Genomic DNA, 16,372 nt, shown 5'->3' on the forward strand with positions numbered 1-16,372 from the left:
CCCTGTAATGCGCGTTCGCGGATGTGACCTAAATCAACCCTTCTTCAAAACTTCGACGCCCGGCAGCGGCTTGCCTTCCATCCATTCAAGAAACGCGCCGCCCGCGGTCGAGACGTAGGAAAAATCGCCGGCCACGCCCGCCTGGTTGAGCGCCGCGACGGTGTCGCCGCCGCCGGCGACCGAGATCAGCTTTCTGGCCCTGGTGCGCTCGGCGGCATGCTTGGCCGACACCACGGTGCCGCGGTCGAACGGCGTCAGCTCGAAGGCGCCGAGCGGCCCGTTCCAGACCAGCGTCGCGGCATCGTCGATCGCGGCATGGATGCGCGCGATCGATTGCGGGCCGACGTCGAGGATCATGCCGTCAGCCGGGATCGCGTCGAGGCCATAGGCATGCGACGGCGCGTTGGCGGCGAACTGGTTGGCGACAACCGCATCAACCGGCAGGATGATCGCGCAATTGGCCGCGTTGGCCTTCTCCATGATCCGCAGCGCGGTTGGAGCGAGGTCCTTTTCGGCGAGCGACTTGCCGACGGCGATGCCCTGCGCGTGCAGGAAGGTGTTGGCCATGCCGCCGCCGATCACCAGCGCGTCGACCTTGTTCACGAGGTTTTCCAGCAGGTCGATCTTGGTCGAGACCTTGGCGCCGCCGATGATCGCGATCACGGGCTTCGTTGGGGCTTCCAGCGCCTTGCCGAGCGCGTCGAGCTCGGCCTGCATGGTGCGGCCGGCATAGGCCGGCAGCTTGTGGCCGAGGCCTTCGGTCGAGGCGTGGGCGCGATGCGCGGCGGAGAAGGCGTCGTTGACCCAGATGTCGCCGAGCTTGGCCAGTTCAGCGACGAAGCCGGCGTCGTTCTTTTCCTCTTCCTTGTGGAAGCGGGTGTTCTCGAGACAGAGGATGTCGCCGTCCTTGAGGGCCGCAACCGCCTTGGCCGCCGCTTCGCCGATGCAATCCTCGGCGAAGGCGACCGGGCGCTTGATCACCTTGGACAGCGCCTCGGCGACCGGCTTCAGCGAGTCCTTGGGATCGCGGCCCTTGGGCCGGCCGAAATGGGCGAGCAGGATCACCTTGCCGCCCTTGTCGGAAATTTCGGTGATGGTGGGAGCAACGCGCTCGAGCCGCGTGGCGTCGGTGACGCGGCCGCCTTCCATGGGAACGTTGAGGTCGACGCGCAGCAGCACGCGCTGGCCCTTCACGTTGACGTCGTCGAGGGTGCGGAACGATTTGGTCATGAGCGTTTCCTGTGCGGCCGGACACAGCCATCCAGTGGACGGCGTCGCTTTCGCTTGCCGATGTCGCGGCCGTCAAGGTCGCGAATGCGGGGGCAAACACGCAGATGCCCGGCGCTGGGCCGGGCATCACGGTGGTCTATGTTCAGATCAGCTTGCCGATCGCGACGGCGGTGTCGGCCATGCGGTTCGAGAAACCCCACTCATTGTCGTACCAGGCCATCACACGCACCAGCGTGCCGTTCTGCACCTTGGTCTGGTCCATGTGGAAGGTGGCCGAGTGCGGATCGTGGTTGAAATCGATCGAGACGTTCGGCGCAGTGGTGAAGCCCAGGATGCCCTTGAGCTGCTGCTCGGAGGCGCGCTTCATCGCCTCGTTGATTTCCTTGGCGTCGGTGGCGCGCTTGGCGACGATCTTCAGGTCGATCACCGAGACGTTCGGGGTCGGCACGCGGATCGAGACGCCGTCGAGCTTGCCCTTCAGTTCCGGCAGCACCAGGCCGATGGCTTTCGCGGCACCGGTCGAGGTCGGGATCATCGACATCGCCGCGGCGCGACCGCGATAGAGATCCTTGTGCAGGGTGTCGAGCGTAGGCTGGTCGCCGGTATAGGCGTGGATCGTGGTCATGAAGCCGGTTTCGATGCCGACCGTCTCGTTCAACACCTTGGCAACTGGCGCCAGGCAGTTGGTGGTGCAGGAGCCGTTGGAGACGACAAGCTGATCCTTGTTCAGCGTGTCATGGTTGACGCCGTAGACGATCGTCGCATCGGCACCGTCGGCGGGCGCCGAGACCAGCACGCGCTTGGCGCCGGCGGCAAGATGCGCAGAGGCCTTGTCCTTGGCGGTGAAGATGCCGGTGCATTCCAGCGCGATGTCGACGCCGAGGGCCTTCCACGGCAGCTTGGACGGATCGCGCTCGGCCGAGACCTTGATCTTGTTGTCGCCGACGCTGATCGAATCGCCGTCGACGGTCACGGTGCCAGGAAAGCGGCCATGCACGGAATCGAAGCGCAGCAGGTGCGCGTTGGTCTCGACCGGACCGAGGTCGTTGATGCCGACCACCTCGATGTCCTTGCGGCCGGACTCGGCGATGGCGCGCAACACATTGCGGCCGATACGCCCAAACCCGTTGATCGCGACGCGGATTGCCATGCTGTGTCTCCTCTAAAAGCTGCTGCCGGCCCCGTGGGAGGTATCCCACGAGGGTTTTACGGCGGAACGCCCGGTTCAGCCGGACGCGAGCGGAAAAGATGGAGCTTTGGTAATCCTTTTTCGCGGCAAGCTCAACCTTCGACCGGCGGGTGTCTGGCCAGCGTCAGACGCGCTTCAGGGCAGCGTTAACGACGGCCTCTGCAGTAATGCCGAAATGCGGGAAAAGGTCCTTCGCCGGGGCGCTGGCGCCGAAACCGTGCATGCCAACGAATTCGCCGTCATGGCCGATCACGGCATCCCAACCCCAGCGCACCGCGGCCTCGATCGCGATCTTGACCGGGGCCTTGCCGATAACGGCGTTTTGCCGCTCGGCGGGCTGCGCCAGCAGCAATTCCAGCGACGGGACCGAGACGACCCGCGTCGCGATGCCGCGCCCGGCGAGCTGCTTCTGGGCCTCGACCGCGATCTGGACCTCGGAACCGGAGGCGAACAATGACACTTTTGCGTCGCCCTGCGCCGCGACCAGCTCGTAGGCGCCATGGCTGCACGGGTTGTCGTTCGGCGCAGTGGTGCGGAGCTGCGGCAGGTTCTGGCGGGTCAGTGCCAGCACGGTCGGTCCGTCGATCCGGTTGAGCGCCAGTTCCCAGCACTCGGCGGTCTCGACCGCGTCGCAGGGACGGAACACGCGCATGTTGGGCATCGCGCGCAGCGCGGAGAGATGCTCGACCGGCTGGTGCGTCGGGCCGTCCTCGCCGAGGCCGATCGAATCATGGGTCATCACATAGACCACGCCGGTGCCCATCAGCGCGGACAGCCGCATCGCACCGCGCGCATAGTCGGTGAACACCAGGAAGGTTGCGCCGTTCGGCGCGAAGCCGCCATGTAGGAAGATGCCGTTGAGGCACGCCGCCATGCCGTGCTCGCGGACGCCGTAATGGATGAAGCGGCCCTTCGGGGTCTTGGCGGCGAACGCAGTCGCCGACTTCGCCTTGTTGTTGTTGGAGCCGGTGAGGTCGGCGGAGCCGGCCACGAATTCCATCGGCATCGCGGCGGCGATCACTTCGATCGCGGCTTCCGACGACTTGCGGGTCGCGACGTTGAGCGGATTTTCCAGCAGCCCCTTCTTGAAGGCGCGCAGCCCCTTGGCGAGCGACTGCGGCCGCTCGTGACGGATCCGACGTTCGAACTCGGCGCGCTTGCGGTTGCCGAGCTGCGCGAACAGCTCGTCCCACGCCTTGTGCTCGGCGGCGCCGCGGGCACCCGCCTCGCGCCAGGCCTTCAGCACGTCGTCGGGCACAGAGAACGGCTCGAGCGAGATGCCGAGCTTCTCCTTGGCACCCTTGAGCTCGGCAGCGCCGAGCGCCTCGCCATGAGCTTTCGCGGTGCCGGCCCTGGTCGGCGCGCCGAAGCCGATCGTGGTCTTGCAGGCGATCATCGAAGGCTTGCTGGATTTCTGCGCACGGGTGATCGCGGCGGCAATCGCCTGCGGATCATGTCCGTCGATCAATTCGGCGGCCCAGCCGGCGGACTTGAAGCGCTTCACCTGGTCGACGGAATCGGAGATCGAGGTCGGACCGTCGATCGAGATGCCGTTGTCGTCGTACAGCACGATCATCTTGTTGAGGCGCCAATGGCCGGCCAGCGCGATCGCTTCCTGCGAGATGCCTTCCATCAGGTCGCCGTCGGAGGCGAGCACATAGGTGTGGTGGTTGACGATCTTCTTGCCGAACTCTGCGGCGAGCATCTTCTCGGCGAGCGCCATGCCGACCGCGGTCGCAATGCCCTGGCCGAGCGGGCCGGTGGTGGTCTCGATGCCCTTGGTGTGGAAGTTCTCCGGGTGTCCCGGCGTCAGCGATCCGAGCTGGCGGAAACGCTTGATCTGGTCGAGCGTCATGTCCTTGTTGCCGGTAAGGTACAGCAACGCATAGAGCAGCATCGAGCCATGGCCGGCCGAGAGGACGAAACGGTCGCGATCGGGCCATGCCGTGTCGGCGGCATCGAATTTCAGAAATTTGGTGAACAGAACGGTCGCGATGTCGGCGGCGCCCATCGGCAGGCCGGGATGGCCGGAATTCGCCTTCTCGACGGCGTCCATGGCAAGGCCACGGATCGCATTGGCCATACGGGTGTGATCGACCTGCGTCATGATGAAAAGTCCGCCTGGAATGAGGAGCTGAATGCTGGACGCATCGGGGCGGGCAGCCGCGATACGCGCGTGGATGGCCTTACGGGTTGGAGGGTGGATTAGCACCTCAATTCCGCAAGTCCAAGGCGATGAAACGCCCCAAAACGGGGAAAAGTCGCCCAAAATGGCCCAATTTCATTGAACGGTGCATAGTTTGGCGCCGCCGTTGCACTCGGCTCGCTTGCCACGTAAATTTCGTCCGCTAACCGCTTGCCGAACCGCCAGTTTTGCCGTGCGGCAGGCCTGTTTCCACCAGGCTACCCCAGCTGACCGACTTGAAGGGTCCACACCGCGTGTCATGAGTGATCGTCTCGCCAACGGGTCTGGCAATACCGAGGCACCGCTTGCCGATATCGATGCTGCGACAAAGCGGCTGATGGCAGCGCTCGATGCGTTGGAGAGCTCCGTGGAGCGGCGCCGCGAGGCTGACCGCGACGAGAACGAATTGGCGAGCCGGATCCAGGCGCTCGGCGCCGATCGCTCCAGGCTTGCCGACGAGCTCGACGGATCGCTGGTGAAGACGCGCAAGCTCGAGCGCGTCAATCGCGACATCGCGGAAAAGCTCGACGCGGCGATCGGTACCATTCGCGCCGTGCTCGATGGCGGAGAAGGCAGATGAGCCACATCAACGTCACCATCAACGGCCGGCAATACCGGATGGCCTGCGAGGAGGGCCAGGAGGTGCGGCTCCTGAAGCTCGCGGAAAATCTCCAGCAGCGCGTCGAATCGCTGCGCGGCAAGTTCGGCGAGATCGGCGATGCGCGGCTCACCGTGATGGCGGCGCTCACCGCCTGCGACGAGCTGGTCGATGCGGGCGCGCGCATCCGCAGCCTCGAGGAAGAAGTCGAGCAACTGCGCAATGCCCGCAGCGCCGCCACCGACCGCGCCCGCGCGACCCAGGCCGCGGTCTCCAATGCGCTCAACGCGGCCGCCGAGCGGATCGAGCGCACCACGCAGGTGCTCAACCGCACAATCGGCGGCGGCATCGCGATCGGCTGAAGTTCGCGGCAGCTTCACCCGCGGGGAGGACGTGCCGGACTAAAATGATCGGACGCCGCCGGATACGATCTATTTGCCTGCATCTGCCGACAGGCTGCGGCCGATGATCAGTTTGTGGATCTCGCTCGTTCCATCGAAGATCCGTAAAGCGCGAACGTGGCGATAGAGCCGTTCAACGACTTCACCCTTGCTGATCCCCATTGCACGGAAAATCTGAACGGCGCTGTCGATGATGCCATGGGTCGCTTCCGATGCGTAGAGCTTGGGACTGAATGAGTGGCGCATGGCGCGCTAGCGCTCCGGCCGCACCGCGACCCGATATGTCGACGTGATATGGGCGCAAGGGTCTGGTTCGCCGTCCGAAGTCAGCCAGCATTCGAGATAATGCAGGCGGCGGCCGCGGCGCACGATGCGCGCCTCCGCGATCAAATCCGAAGCCCTGGCTGGCCGCAGGAAGGTGATGTTGAAGGCTGCCATCACCGGGATCACGTTTGCTCCGAGGGCCGCCAGGACGCAGCCGTACATCGCGGTGTCGGCAAGGCCCATCACCATCGGTCCCGAAAACACGCCGCCGCTGCCGTCTTGCCACAACTCGGCTCCCATGAACGCCTGCTGATACGGAAGCCGGACGCGGATCGCGTTCGGTCCGACGCTCTCAACGATCTCGCCGTGGTGGTCGATGCTCGGCAGGTTTCGGATGATCGCCCGCCGCACTTGCTCGGCATCCAGCAGAGGCTCAATGGAGCGTGCCGTCTCGTGTTCACGCATGGTGCTCTCCGGGAGAGATTCTGAACTGCGTCTGGCGTCGGAAGTGCTTGGGGCCGCAGCGTCGACATGCGCTTGCCCAAGCTGAATAACAGTGTTATTTGTTGGAAACGATGTTACAGAACCGGCAACGAGTCAATGTCTGCCGCTGCGCAAACCTATCAGCAGACCCTCGACCTTCATCGTCGTCGCGTGATCGTTGACGCCGCGCGGCGTGTATTTGAGGCCACCGGCCTCGAGGGCGCGTCGATCAGGGCGATCGCGCAAATGGCCGGGTGCACGACAGGCGCGATCTACCCGCTGTTTCGATCGAAGGAGGAAGTATTCGCGGCGGTGCTGGGTGAATCGCTGTTGGCAGTCACTGAAGAAGTCAGGGCCGCGATGGACGGCATCGCTGTTCCCGCGAAATCCCTTCGACGGGGGACCCTTGCAATATACAAATATTACGACGCGCATCCGTCCGAGCTGACGCTGTCGCTCGTGCTGTTCAATGGGGACCGCAAGAAGAAGCTCGGGTCCGGCCTGGATGAGGCCCTCAAGCGGCAACTGGACACTCTGCTCGCTCTGCTCGCGGAGCAGGTTCGCAAGGCCACGGCGAAGCCGTTTCTGCCGATGGTCCGCATCGAGGCCACCGCGCTTATCACGCATCTGGTCGGGTTGCTCGTGCTCAAGCACGGGGGAAGGATCGACGTGCTTGGCAACAACGCGCCGGTTCTGCTGGCGCACTACACGAGGAATATGGTTGCGCGGCTGAGCGGCGGAGGCTGATTGAAGCGCCAGTTCGGTCGGCGATCAGGCGGCGGGGCCTGCTTGGGTCGCCCGCTTCGTCGGGCGCCGTGACGGAGCGCACGCCAAGCACCGGATATTTTGCACTCCGGCGGAAGCCGAGCACGGCGCCGGCGCTCTGATTTGCGGAAGTCCGCCCCTTGCCGCTGGCGGAACCGGCACTTCGTCGCTACATTGGCCCCGCGAAGCTGCGTCGTGCGTCAGGAGCCATATATCCCCGGGGCCTTATCGATCCTTTAGGGAACTGTCCCTGGCCGGGTCCGTGGACCCGGACATATGGTGCCCACCTACTTTCGTAGGGAACTCCGGGATCGAGCGCTCCAACGGCCTCTGCGGCTTCGCACTGATTTTTGCTGTTGCCTTGTCGTCGCGCTGCGGCGGTTTGAATGTGCAGTTTCCCCGCAATGGGTCTCGTCATCGGCTCGCCCGCTGGCAGGCTCCTCGCGGGGTGTCCAGTGCGCCGCGGCCTGGTCAAACGAATGCTAGCGTTTCTGGAGTGCCGGCTCGTTCGCGTTTTGCGGACGATGACAGCGGAAGATGGATCATGCACGCAGCTCCATCGAAGGCCGAGCTTCGGGCGCTTGCCCTCGCCAAGCGCGACGCGCTGAGCGATGAGCAGCGCGCGACGGCTGCCGAGGCGCTTGCCAAGCGCGGCGCGCCGTTCGAGATCACGCAGGGCATGATCATATCGGGCTATGCTGCGATCCGCAGCGAACTCGATCCGGCGCCGCTGATGAAGAAGCTTGCCGAAAAGGGTGCGCGGCTTGCGCTGCCATGCATCAATGCGCGCGGCCAGTCGCTGACCTTCCGCAGCTGGTCGCCGCAGGACCGGCTGATGCTCGGGCCGCTCGGCATTCCCGAGCCGTCGCCGGCCGCCGCCGAGGTGCATCCCGACGTGATGCTGGTGCCGCTCGCGGCATTCGATAAGCTCGGCCACCGCATCGGCTATGGCGCCGGCTATTACGACTATACCTTTGCACATCTGCGCAAGGCCAAGCATGTGATCGGGGTGGGGGTCGCCTTTGCTGCACAGGAAACCAAGGCCATTCCGGCGCTGTCGCACGACGTCCCGCTCGATTATGTGCTAACGGAGCGCAAGACGTTCGATTTCCGGAGTAGCTAGCCTTGCGTATTCTCTTCGTTGGTGACGTCGTCGGCAGGACCGGCCGCACCGCCATATCCGACCATCTTCCCGGCATGATCAGAGACTGGTCGCTCGATCTCGTCGTCGTCAACGGCGAGAACGCCGCCGGCGGCTTCGGCATCACCGAGGCGATCTATCAGGAGCTGCTCGACGCCGGCGCCGATGCGATCACGCTCGGCAACCACGCCTGGAATCAGAAGGAAGCGCTGGTCTTCATCGAGCGCGCGCCGCGCCTGATCCGGCCGCTGAATTTCCCGCGCCATTCGCCGGGACGCGGCGCCACGCTGGTCGACACCAAGAGCGGCAAGCGCGCGCTGATCATCAACGCGATCGGCCGCGTCTTCATGGAGCCGTCCTCGAACGATCCGTTCAGCGCGATCGAGCGCGAGCTCGAAGCCTGCCCGTTGCGCGAGGGCTGTGACGCCATCGTGCTCGATTTCCATGCCGAGGCGACCAGCGAGAAGCAGGGCGTCGGCTTCTTCTGCGACGGCCGCGTCAGCCTCGTGGTCGGGACCCACACCCATGTGCCGACCGCGGATCATCAGGTGCTGCCCGGCGGCACCGCCTATATGAGCGATGCCGGCATGACCGGCGACTATGATTCGGTGATCGGCATGCAGAAGGAGGAGCCGCTGCAGCGCTTCCTCACCGGCATTCCCTCCGGCCGTTTCGAGCCGGCCGGCGGCGTTGCGACGCTGAGCGGCGTCGCGGTCGAGACCGACGATGCGACCGGGCTTGCGGTGAAGGTTGCGCCGGTGCGCGCCGGCGGGCGGCTCGAGCCCGCTGTGCCGCCGTTCTGGACGTAGCGCCCGTAGCCCGGATGGAGCCAACGGGTCGCGCGAACGTGCGCCCGATGACAGGCTCCGCGAAATCCGGGGTCCCTCGCAAGTTGAGAGGCTGTACCCGGATTGCGCTTGGCTCCATCCGGGCTACGGGGCTATTTCGGAATAATGGAAAAATACCTCTGAGTTGCCCGACGTGTCAAGTGCAGTGTCGAGCGCCGGCAGCCGCCGGCTACTTTGCATGGGGTTGTTTTCAATATTTTGGCAGTACACCCCGCCGTCCCGGCGAGGGGCTGGCCTAGCTCTGCCGGAAACCCATCCGGAACGCGCCCCAGTGCCGGCCGCCGACGAAGATCGGCGATGACAGGTCCTTCATCAGCACGAAATTGCCGCCGCCCATGTCGCGGCGATAGGTCTGCAGCAGGAACGGCTTGATATTGGCCGCGACCTTGCTTACCGCGCGGTCGTTGAACAGCCGGCGGTTGCGGCAGTTGGCGTTATTCCACACCGGGTCCGGTCCCTGCGGCAGCCGGTAGTTCGGATTGTGGGTCGGCAGATAGCCGCTCCGCGCCCAGGCGACGCAGAACACGATGCGCGGATCGGTCTTCTGGATCGGATCCTGGATCGCGGGCAGCACGCGGTCGGTGAAGCTGACATAGTCGGTGAGATACTGCTTCGGATTGGTGCCCGCGATCTCGCGATAATTCTCGTCCATCAATTGCGCGAGCGTGATCTCGCCGCGCGCGATCGCATGCTCGAACAGCTCTGAGATCTGTTTCGCTGTGTCGATCACAACGCGGATCAGCGGCGCATCGCTGGTCTCGACGCCGCTGTCGGCGATGGTCACGATCAGGCTCTCGGAGAGCTCGAGCAGCTTCGCGACGCGGCCGTCGGCGTGCTTGAGGTCGCGCGAGGAGAGATCGACGCCCTTGGCGAGCTCGTTCAGCTCCGCGATCACGGTGTCGCAATGACCGAGATTGGAGGTCGCGGCGCGCGCCACGCTGCCGATCTCGGCGCCGACGGATGAAAATCCCTCCTGCACGCGCATGATGATGCTAGATATCTGCTGGGCGCCTTCGCCGGCGCTCTTGGCGCGCAGCGAGGCATCACTGCTCTCGCCGATCAGGCTGCCGATCTGGCCGTCGAGATCGCGCACGGTGTCGGAAATCTGATGGGTTGCCTGGCGGGTCGCCTCGGCAAGGTTCTTCACCTCGCTCGCGACCACGGCAAAGCCGCGGCCGGCGTTGCCGGCGCGCGCGGCCTCGATCGTGGCGTTGAGCGCCAGCAGATTGGTCTGCTTGGCGATCGCCTCGATCGAACCGGAGACCTTGGCGACCTGGCTCAGCGCGGAGCCGACCGCGGCGAGCCGCGCCTCGATCCGTCCGACCGCTGCGACGAGTTCCGCGATATGGCTGACCGCCGTCTCGACCACGTTGCGCGATTCGGCGATCTGGCCGACCGCGGCGGATACGGTCGTCTGCACCGCCTGCGATGCGTTGGCGATGTCGTGATTGGCCGAGACCATAATCTCGGCGGTCTCCTGCAGATGATGGAACCGGTCCGACTGGCTGCTGACGCGGTTCGCAACCTCCTGGACATTGCCGGCGATGTCGGCAAGCTCGACCCCGAGGCCGCCGATGCGGTCGGCGAGCTGGTCGACCAGCCGTTCGGCCAGCGTCCGGTCCGATGACGTATCCAGCACTGCAAGCTGCGCCGCCGACATATCGCGTTTCCTCCGTTACAGCAGCCCATCATGCCGCTGCGGCATTCCCCATTCCGATCTAAAGCGTGATTCGCGCAGGCGGTCTTGCCTGAGCGTGCACTGCGTAGCCCGGATGCAGCACAGCGAAATCCGGATCCCTGCCCGTGGAAGCGCGTGTCCCGGATTGCGCTTCGCTCCATCCGGGCTACGAAACCATCAAAGCTTGTAGGCGGTGCGGAAGGCGCCCCAGTGCCTGCCGCGCACGCGGATCGGCACGTCGATCTCGCGCATCATCACGGTGCTGCCGTTGCCCATGTCGCGCGCATAGCTCTGGACCAGATAGGCGCGCTCATTGTGCGCGGCGGCGAGGCCCGCTGGATCGTTGAAGATGCGACGGTTGCGGCAATTGGCGGTGTTGTAGCCGACGTCGCCCAGCCGCTGCGGCTGCGAGTAGATCTTGTTGTGGACCGGCAGATAGCCGTTCCGGTCGACCGTCGCGCAGAACGCCAGGCGCGTGTCCTTGGCGAGGAACGCCTCGAGCAGAGCGGGCAGCGCGCGATCCGCCCAGTCCAGCATTTTGGTGCGGTACTGCACCGGGTTGGTGTCCGGTATCGCGACATAGTCGGTGTCGAACATGTCAGCGATCGTGATCGCGCCGCTTGCCAGTCCGTTCTCGAAGAGCCTGCTCAGCGCGTTGCCGGCTTCCATCGCGCGGGTGACGAGTTCGGCGTTCTCCTCGTGGATCGCCCACATCCGGTCTTCGATCTTCTCGCGCAGCGCGATGGACGCCGCCTCGAAGCGCGCCTGGCTGCCTGCCTTGGAGCGGTCCGCGATCCTGATCCGGCACGAGCCGATGTCCTGCAAGGTCGCGGTCAGGGTCTCATGGGCCGGCAGCTTCTCGGCGTCCGGCCCGCCGATCAGGATGCCGTCCATCGCGATCTCATAGACCGGCGCGGTGACCATGCCGCGCGCGGTCGTGATCTCGATCTTGAGGCTGCAGGGCAGGCGCTCGTTCTTGCGCGGATCGCCGCGTTCGTCCTGGCGCAGCAGCACCGCACAGCGCGCCTTCAGCTTCTGAGCGAAGGCGGTCACCGCCTTGCCGGCCTTCGCGACATTGTCGCCATGGGCGGCGGCTTCGCGCGTTGCCGAATCAATCTCGCCGGCGCTGGTGCCGACCGAGACGATGAAGTGGGAGGCGGAGGCCGCGTTCTGGCCCATCTCGCCGGTGATCTGGTTCTGCTCGGCGACCGCGCCGTTGACGTTCTCGAACACCGGGCGGATCTTTTCGATCGCCTGCGAGATGCGGTGGACGGCATCCGCCGATCCAGTGGCGTCCTTCTGCAGCGCCTCGATCTTCCTTGTGATCTCTTCGGTTGCGCTCTGGGTCTGCACTGCCAGCGCCTTGACCTCGGTGGCGACCACCGCAAAGCCCTTGCCGGCGGCGCCGGCACGCGCCGCTTCAATGGTCGAGTTGAGCGCCAGCAGCGTGGTCTGCCGCGCGATCTGCGCGATCAGATTGACGACATTGCCGATCGCGGCCGAGGATTCGCGCAGGCGATCGACATTGGCGGTGGCCTCGCGCGCCGCGGCCGCGGCATCGTCGGCGAGCTGGCTGGCGCTCCGCACTTGCGCGCCGATCCCTTCGGCGGAATGGGTGAAGCGATCGGCGGCTTCGGAGAACGTCGTCGCGGTGCTCTGCGCATCGCTGCTGCGGCCGGTCAGCGCATCGGTGCGGGCGCGGATGGTGGCGAGCTTGGCTGCCGTCGCCTCGGCGCCGTCGGCCACCGAGCCCGCGGCACGCTCAAGCTGGCGGATCATCGCACCGAGCTCGAGTTCCAGCAGTTCCAGGATTTCCTTCGACGAATCCTTGGCCGAATCAGTCTCGGTCGAGACGTCAGCCGCGGTTGGAACCTGTGGCGCGGCGGCAGGCGCAGCCGGCTCCGGCACTTGCTTTCGAAACAATCCGAACGCCATGGGGGCTCTTTGGGGCTGTGGGAAGTTGCCTTGGAAAGTTGCGGCGGGACGGGGTGATCCTCGCATCCGGGCATGAAGTCATGGTTAACAAGTGCCTCATATTCCGGCTTGCGGTAGTATTCCCGGGCTGGACGGCCCCTGCCGACCTTTGATTTTGACCGCCAGGGGCCTATAAGGCCGCGTTTTCCACCCCTGTTCAGACCCTACGCTCGAAGAGACGTCGCATGGCCGGCCATTCCCAATTCAAGAACATCATGCACCGCAAGGGCCGGCAGGATGCCCAGAAGTCGAAGCTTTTCGGCAAGCTGGCCCGCGAAATCACCGTGGCGGCCAAGCTCGGCACCCCGGACCCGGCGATGAATCCGCGGCTGCGCGCCGCCGTGGTCGCCGCCCGCGCCGAGAACATGCCCAAGGACAATATCGACCGCGCCATCAAGAAGGCCCTGGGCAGTGAGGGCGAGAACTATGACGAGATCCGCTACGAGGGCTATGGCCCCGGCGGCGTCGCCGTCATCGTCGAGGCGCTGACCGACAACCGCAACCGTGCCGCCTCCGACATCCGCTCCTTCTTCACCAAGTCGGGCGGCAATCTCGGCGAAACCGGCTCGGTCGCCTTCATGTTCGATCACACCGGCATCATCGAATACGACGCCAAGGTCGCCTCCGACGACGCGATGCTGGACGCCGCGATCGAGGCCGGCGCCGATGACGTGGTCTCCAGCGAGGCCGGCCACGAGGTCTATGCCTCGCAGGAGACCTTCCGCGAAGTCGCCAAGGCGCTGGAAGCGAAGTTCGGCGAGCCGCGCAAGGCGGCGCTGACCTGGAAGCCGCAGAACACCGTCGCGGTCGACGACGAGACCGGCGAAAAGCTGTTGAAGCTGATGGACCTGCTCAACGAGCACGACGACGTGCAGAACGTGTACGCCAATTTCGAGGTGTCCGACGCGCTGCTCGCGAAGATGGGCGGCTGACGCGGCTTGCGCGGCCGTCATTGCCGGGCTTGACCCGGCAATCCATCAAAAGCAAAAGCGCTTTCTTAATCGATGGATGCGCGGGTCAAGCCCGCGCATGACGACTGTAGGTGTTGTGCTTTCCCGGGTATGACTGCTCCGTTTGTGTTTCGTTCTCCCGGCACAGGCGGTATCACTTCCCCATGACATCGCAGCCGATTCGCTCTCCCGTCCGCATCATCGGTATCGATCCGGGTCTCCGCCGCACCGGCTGGGGTGTGATCGAGACCGAAGGCAACCGCCTGGTCTATATCGGCTGCGGTTCGGTCGAGCCGCCGGACGATCTGCCGCTGGCGAGCCGGCTGCTCGCGATCCATGAGGGGCTGGCCGCCGTGCTCGGCGACTACAGACCGGCGGAGGCCGCGGTCGAGCAGACCTTCGTCAACAAGGACGGCGTCGCCACGCTGAAGCTCGGCCAGGCCCGCGGCGTCGCCATGCTGGCGCCCGCAATGTTCGGTATCTCGGTCGCCGAATACGCGCCGAACCAGGTCAAGAAGACCGTGGTCGGCGCCGGTCATGCCGAGAAGAACCAGATCCAGGTGATGCTGAAGATCCTGTTGCCGAAAGCCGAACCGCCGTCTGCGGATGCCGCCGACGCGCTCGCGGTCGCGATCACCCACGCCCATCACCGCCAGAGCGCCGCGCTCCGCCTCAGGGTGGCGAACCTATGATCGGCAAGCTCAAGGGCCTGATCGATTCCTATGGCGAGGATTACGTGATCCTCGACGTCGGCGGCGTCGGCTATCAGGTGCATTGTGCCAGCCGCACGCTGCAGGCATTGCCGTCGCCGGGCGGCGCGGCCGTACTCTCGATCGAGACCTATGTCCGCGAGGACCAGATCAAGCTGTTCGGTTTTCGTAGCGATCTCGAGCGCGAATGGTTTCGCCTGCTGCAGACCGTGCAGGGCGTCGGTGCCAAGGTCGCGCTCGCGGTGCTCGGCACGCTGCCGCCGACCGATCTCGCCAACGCCATCGCGCTGCGCGACAAGGCGGCGGTGGCGCGCACGCCCGGCGTCGGACCGAAGGTCGCCGAGCGCATCGTCAGCGAATTGAAGGACAAGGCGCCGGGCTTTGCCGATGTCGATCCGGCGGTGGTGCAGCTGTCCGGCGCGATCGACAACAACCGCGCGCCGCGTCCGGTCACGGACGCGATCTCCGCGCTGGTCAATCTCGGCTATGGCCAGCCGCAGGCCGCCGCCGCGATCGCCGCCGCCTCGCGCAGCGCCGGTGAGAGCGCCGAGACCGCGCAGCTGATCCGGCTCGGCCTGAAGGAATTGTCGAAGTGAACACGCCCTCGCGCATCGTCACGCCCGAACGCCGCTCCGACGATGTCGGCGACACCGCGCTGCGTCCGCAATCGCTGACGGAGTTCGTCGGCCAGGCCCAGGCGCGCAAGAATCTCTCGATCTTCATCGATGCCGCGAAGAAGCGCGGCGAGGCGCTCGATCACGTGCTGTTCGTTGGTCCGCCGGGCCTCGGCAAGACCACGCTGGCACAGATCGTCGCGCGCGAGCTCGGTGTCGGCTTCCGTGCCACTTCCGGTCCCGTGATCGCGAAGGCCGGCGACCTCGCGGCGCTGCTCACCAATCTGGAAGAGCGCGACGTGCTGTTCATCGACGAGATCCATCGCCTGAGCCCGGCGGTCGAGGAAGTGCTCTATCCCGCGATGGAGGATTTCCAGCTCGATTTGATCATCGGCGAAGGCCCTGCGGCGCGCTCGGTGAAGATCGAGCTGTCTAAATTTACTCTCGTCGGCGCGACGACGCGCGCGGGCCTGCTCACCAATCCCTTGCGCGACCGCTTCGGCATTCCGATCCGGCTCAATTTCTACACCGTGGAAGAGCTGGAGAAGATCGTCACCCGCGGTGCCCGCGTGCTCAACATCGGCATGAGCCCCGACGGCGCCAACGAGATCGCGCGCCGCGCCCGCGGCACGCCGCGCATCGCCGGCCGCCTGCTGCGCCGGGTGCGCGACTTTGCCTCCGCCGCGGATGCCGACGCCATCGATCGCGGCATCGCCGACCGTGCGCTCAGCGCGCTCGAGGTCGACAGCGCCGGGCTCGATGCGATGGATCGGCGCTATCTCACCACCATCGCCTTGAACTATGGCGGCGGTCCGGTCGGCGTCGAGACCATGGCGGCGGCGCTGTCGGAGCCGCGCGATGCGATCGAGGACATCATCGAGCCCTATCTGATCCAGTGCGGCTATCTGCAGCGCACCCCGCGCGGAAGACTGCTGACTTCGCATGCCTTCCGCCATCTCGGCCTCGCCGAGCCGAACCGCGATCCCTCGCAGTTCGGCCTGTTCGGCGGCAATGGCGACGACGACTAAAGCATGATCCGGAAAAGTGCGAAGCGGTTTTTCGGAGGAGATCATGCTCAAACAAAAGGCCTCGCTCTCGAAGACGTGAAAAGTCGTGTTGACGCAGCGCATCGCGCTGCGCGGTAACCTTCCCCGCTAACCATTGCGACGTCTCTGCAGGCCGTCTGCACAAACGCGGCCCAATTTCGCTTCAATAAGAGGCCTATGATCGTGTGGAGCGTTTTCAAGCGAAGTGGATACCGGTTCGCATCAAGAAAACGCGACCAAACAAGGAATTAAGTGCATGATCCGATTCAATCGGATCATGCACTAGGCATCACCGA

The 16,372-nt window shown here is 65.3% G+C and carries 16 protein-coding genes and 1 other RNA gene; 10 read left to right on the plus strand and 7 right to left on the minus strand.

The genetic code is table 11. From position 1 onward, the window contains the following. Window positions 1-33 precede the first annotated feature (33 nt). The 3 genes from Q0030_RS36545 to tkt form a co-directional block, all read right to left on the minus strand. A complete protein-coding gene (locus Q0030_RS36545; protein WP_298378699.1) occupies window positions 34-1,230 on the minus strand; it encodes a phosphoglycerate kinase in 1,197 nt (398 codons plus the stop codon). A 142-nt stretch (window positions 1,231-1,372) separates the two neighbouring features. Next, entirely contained in the window at window positions 1,373-2,380 is a 1,008-nt protein-coding gene (gene gap / locus Q0030_RS36550) for a type I glyceraldehyde-3-phosphate dehydrogenase (RefSeq protein WP_298378701.1), read from the minus strand. Window positions 2,381-2,543: 163 nt separating this feature from the next. Beyond that, window positions 2,544-4,526, minus strand: coding sequence for a transketolase (tkt, locus tag Q0030_RS36555; protein ID WP_298378703.1), 1,983 nt, complete (start codon window positions 4,524-4,526; stop codon window positions 2,544-2,546). 337 nt (window positions 4,527-4,863) lie between these two features. Between tkt and Q0030_RS36560 the strand changes: the two genes are divergently transcribed. Both Q0030_RS36560 and Q0030_RS36565 read left to right on the plus strand, forming a co-directional pair. Next, a complete protein-coding gene (locus tag Q0030_RS36560; protein WP_223966784.1) occupies window positions 4,864-5,184 on the plus strand; it encodes a DUF4164 domain-containing protein in 321 nt (106 codons plus the stop codon). Continuing rightward, window positions 5,181-5,564 (plus strand): cell division protein ZapA, encoded by a 384-nt coding sequence (locus tag Q0030_RS36565; protein WP_097673652.1) that lies wholly within the window; start codon window positions 5,181-5,183, stop codon window positions 5,562-5,564. Before Q0030_RS36560 ends, Q0030_RS36565 begins: the two co-directional genes overlap by 4 nt. Window positions 5,565-5,633: 69 nt before the next feature. Here Q0030_RS36565 and Q0030_RS36570 read toward each other — a convergent pair whose 3' ends face one another. Both Q0030_RS36570 and Q0030_RS36575 read right to left on the minus strand, forming a co-directional pair. Beyond that, the gene (locus Q0030_RS36570) at window positions 5,634-5,849 is read right to left on the minus strand and encodes an acyl-CoA dehydrogenase family protein (RefSeq protein WP_298378707.1); all 216 of its coding nucleotides are present in this window, start codon (window positions 5,847-5,849) and stop codon (window positions 5,634-5,636) included. A 6-nt stretch (window positions 5,850-5,855) separates the two neighbouring features. Then, the gene (locus Q0030_RS36575; RefSeq protein WP_298378709.1) at window positions 5,856-6,332 is read right to left on the minus strand and encodes a PaaI family thioesterase; all 477 of its coding nucleotides are present in this window, start codon (window positions 6,330-6,332) and stop codon (window positions 5,856-5,858) included. 135 nt (window positions 6,333-6,467) lie between these two features. Between Q0030_RS36575 and Q0030_RS36580 the strand changes: the two genes are divergently transcribed. The 4 genes from Q0030_RS36580 to Q0030_RS36595 all read left to right on the plus strand — a co-directional run bounded on the left by Q0030_RS36580 (window position 6,468) and on the right by Q0030_RS36595 (window position 9,065). After that, the gene (locus Q0030_RS36580) at window positions 6,468-7,097 is read left to right on the plus strand and encodes a TetR/AcrR family transcriptional regulator (protein WP_298378711.1); all 630 of its coding nucleotides are present in this window, start codon (window positions 6,468-6,470) and stop codon (window positions 7,095-7,097) included. A 200-nt stretch (window positions 7,098-7,297) separates the two neighbouring features. Continuing rightward, a non-coding RNA gene (ssrS, locus tag Q0030_RS36585) (6S RNA) lies at window positions 7,298-7,458 on the plus strand. 201 nt (window positions 7,459-7,659) lie between these two features. Further along, complete coding sequence (locus tag Q0030_RS36590) at window positions 7,660-8,238, plus strand: 5-formyltetrahydrofolate cyclo-ligase (protein WP_298378713.1); 579 nt, start codon at window positions 7,660-7,662, stop codon at window positions 8,236-8,238. A 2-nt stretch (window positions 8,239-8,240) separates the two neighbouring features. Further along, on the plus strand, window positions 8,241-9,065 hold the full coding sequence (locus Q0030_RS36595) for a TIGR00282 family metallophosphoesterase (protein ID WP_298378715.1): 825 nt from the start codon (window positions 8,241-8,243) through the stop codon (window positions 9,063-9,065). Between the two features lie 274 nt (window positions 9,066-9,339). Here the strand turns inward: Q0030_RS36595 and Q0030_RS36600 are convergent, their stop codons facing one another. Continuing rightward, window positions 9,340-10,764 carry a methyl-accepting chemotaxis protein gene (locus tag Q0030_RS36600; RefSeq protein ID WP_298378717.1) on the minus strand — a complete coding sequence of 475 codons (1,425 nt, stop codon included), beginning with the start codon at window positions 10,762-10,764 and terminating at the stop codon, window positions 9,340-9,342. Between the two features lie 195 nt (window positions 10,765-10,959). Beyond that, window positions 10,960-12,717 (minus strand): methyl-accepting chemotaxis protein, encoded by a 1,758-nt coding sequence (locus Q0030_RS36605; protein ID WP_298378719.1) that lies wholly within the window; start codon window positions 12,715-12,717, stop codon window positions 10,960-10,962. A gap of 224 nt (window positions 12,718-12,941) precedes the next feature. Here Q0030_RS36605 and Q0030_RS36610 point away from each other — a divergent pair, with 224 nt between their 5' ends. From Q0030_RS36610 to ruvB, 4 genes are all read left to right on the plus strand, one after another. Then, window positions 12,942-13,688: a YebC/PmpR family DNA-binding transcriptional regulator gene (locus tag Q0030_RS36610; RefSeq protein ID WP_298378720.1), complete on the plus strand. Its 747-nt coding sequence runs from the start codon at window positions 12,942-12,944 to the stop codon at window positions 13,686-13,688. Between the two features lie 182 nt (window positions 13,689-13,870). Then, complete coding sequence (gene ruvC / locus Q0030_RS36615; RefSeq protein WP_097676713.1) at window positions 13,871-14,398, plus strand: crossover junction endodeoxyribonuclease RuvC; 528 nt, start codon at window positions 13,871-13,873, stop codon at window positions 14,396-14,398. Continuing rightward, the gene (ruvA, locus tag Q0030_RS36620; RefSeq protein WP_298378723.1) at window positions 14,395-15,012 is read left to right on the plus strand and encodes a Holliday junction branch migration protein RuvA; all 618 of its coding nucleotides are present in this window, start codon (window positions 14,395-14,397) and stop codon (window positions 15,010-15,012) included. Before ruvC ends, ruvA begins: the two co-directional genes overlap by 4 nt. Beyond that, window positions 15,009-16,058 (plus strand): Holliday junction branch migration DNA helicase RuvB, encoded by a 1,050-nt coding sequence (gene ruvB / locus Q0030_RS36625; protein WP_298378725.1) that lies wholly within the window; start codon window positions 15,009-15,011, stop codon window positions 16,056-16,058. Before ruvA ends, ruvB begins: the two co-directional genes overlap by 4 nt. The last annotated feature ends 314 nt before the right edge of the window (window positions 16,059-16,372 follow it).

Origin of the sequence: uncultured Bradyrhizobium sp. (genome assembly GCF_947648125.1) — a bacterium.
GTDB lineage: Bacteria > Pseudomonadota > Alphaproteobacteria > Rhizobiales > Xanthobacteraceae > Bradyrhizobium.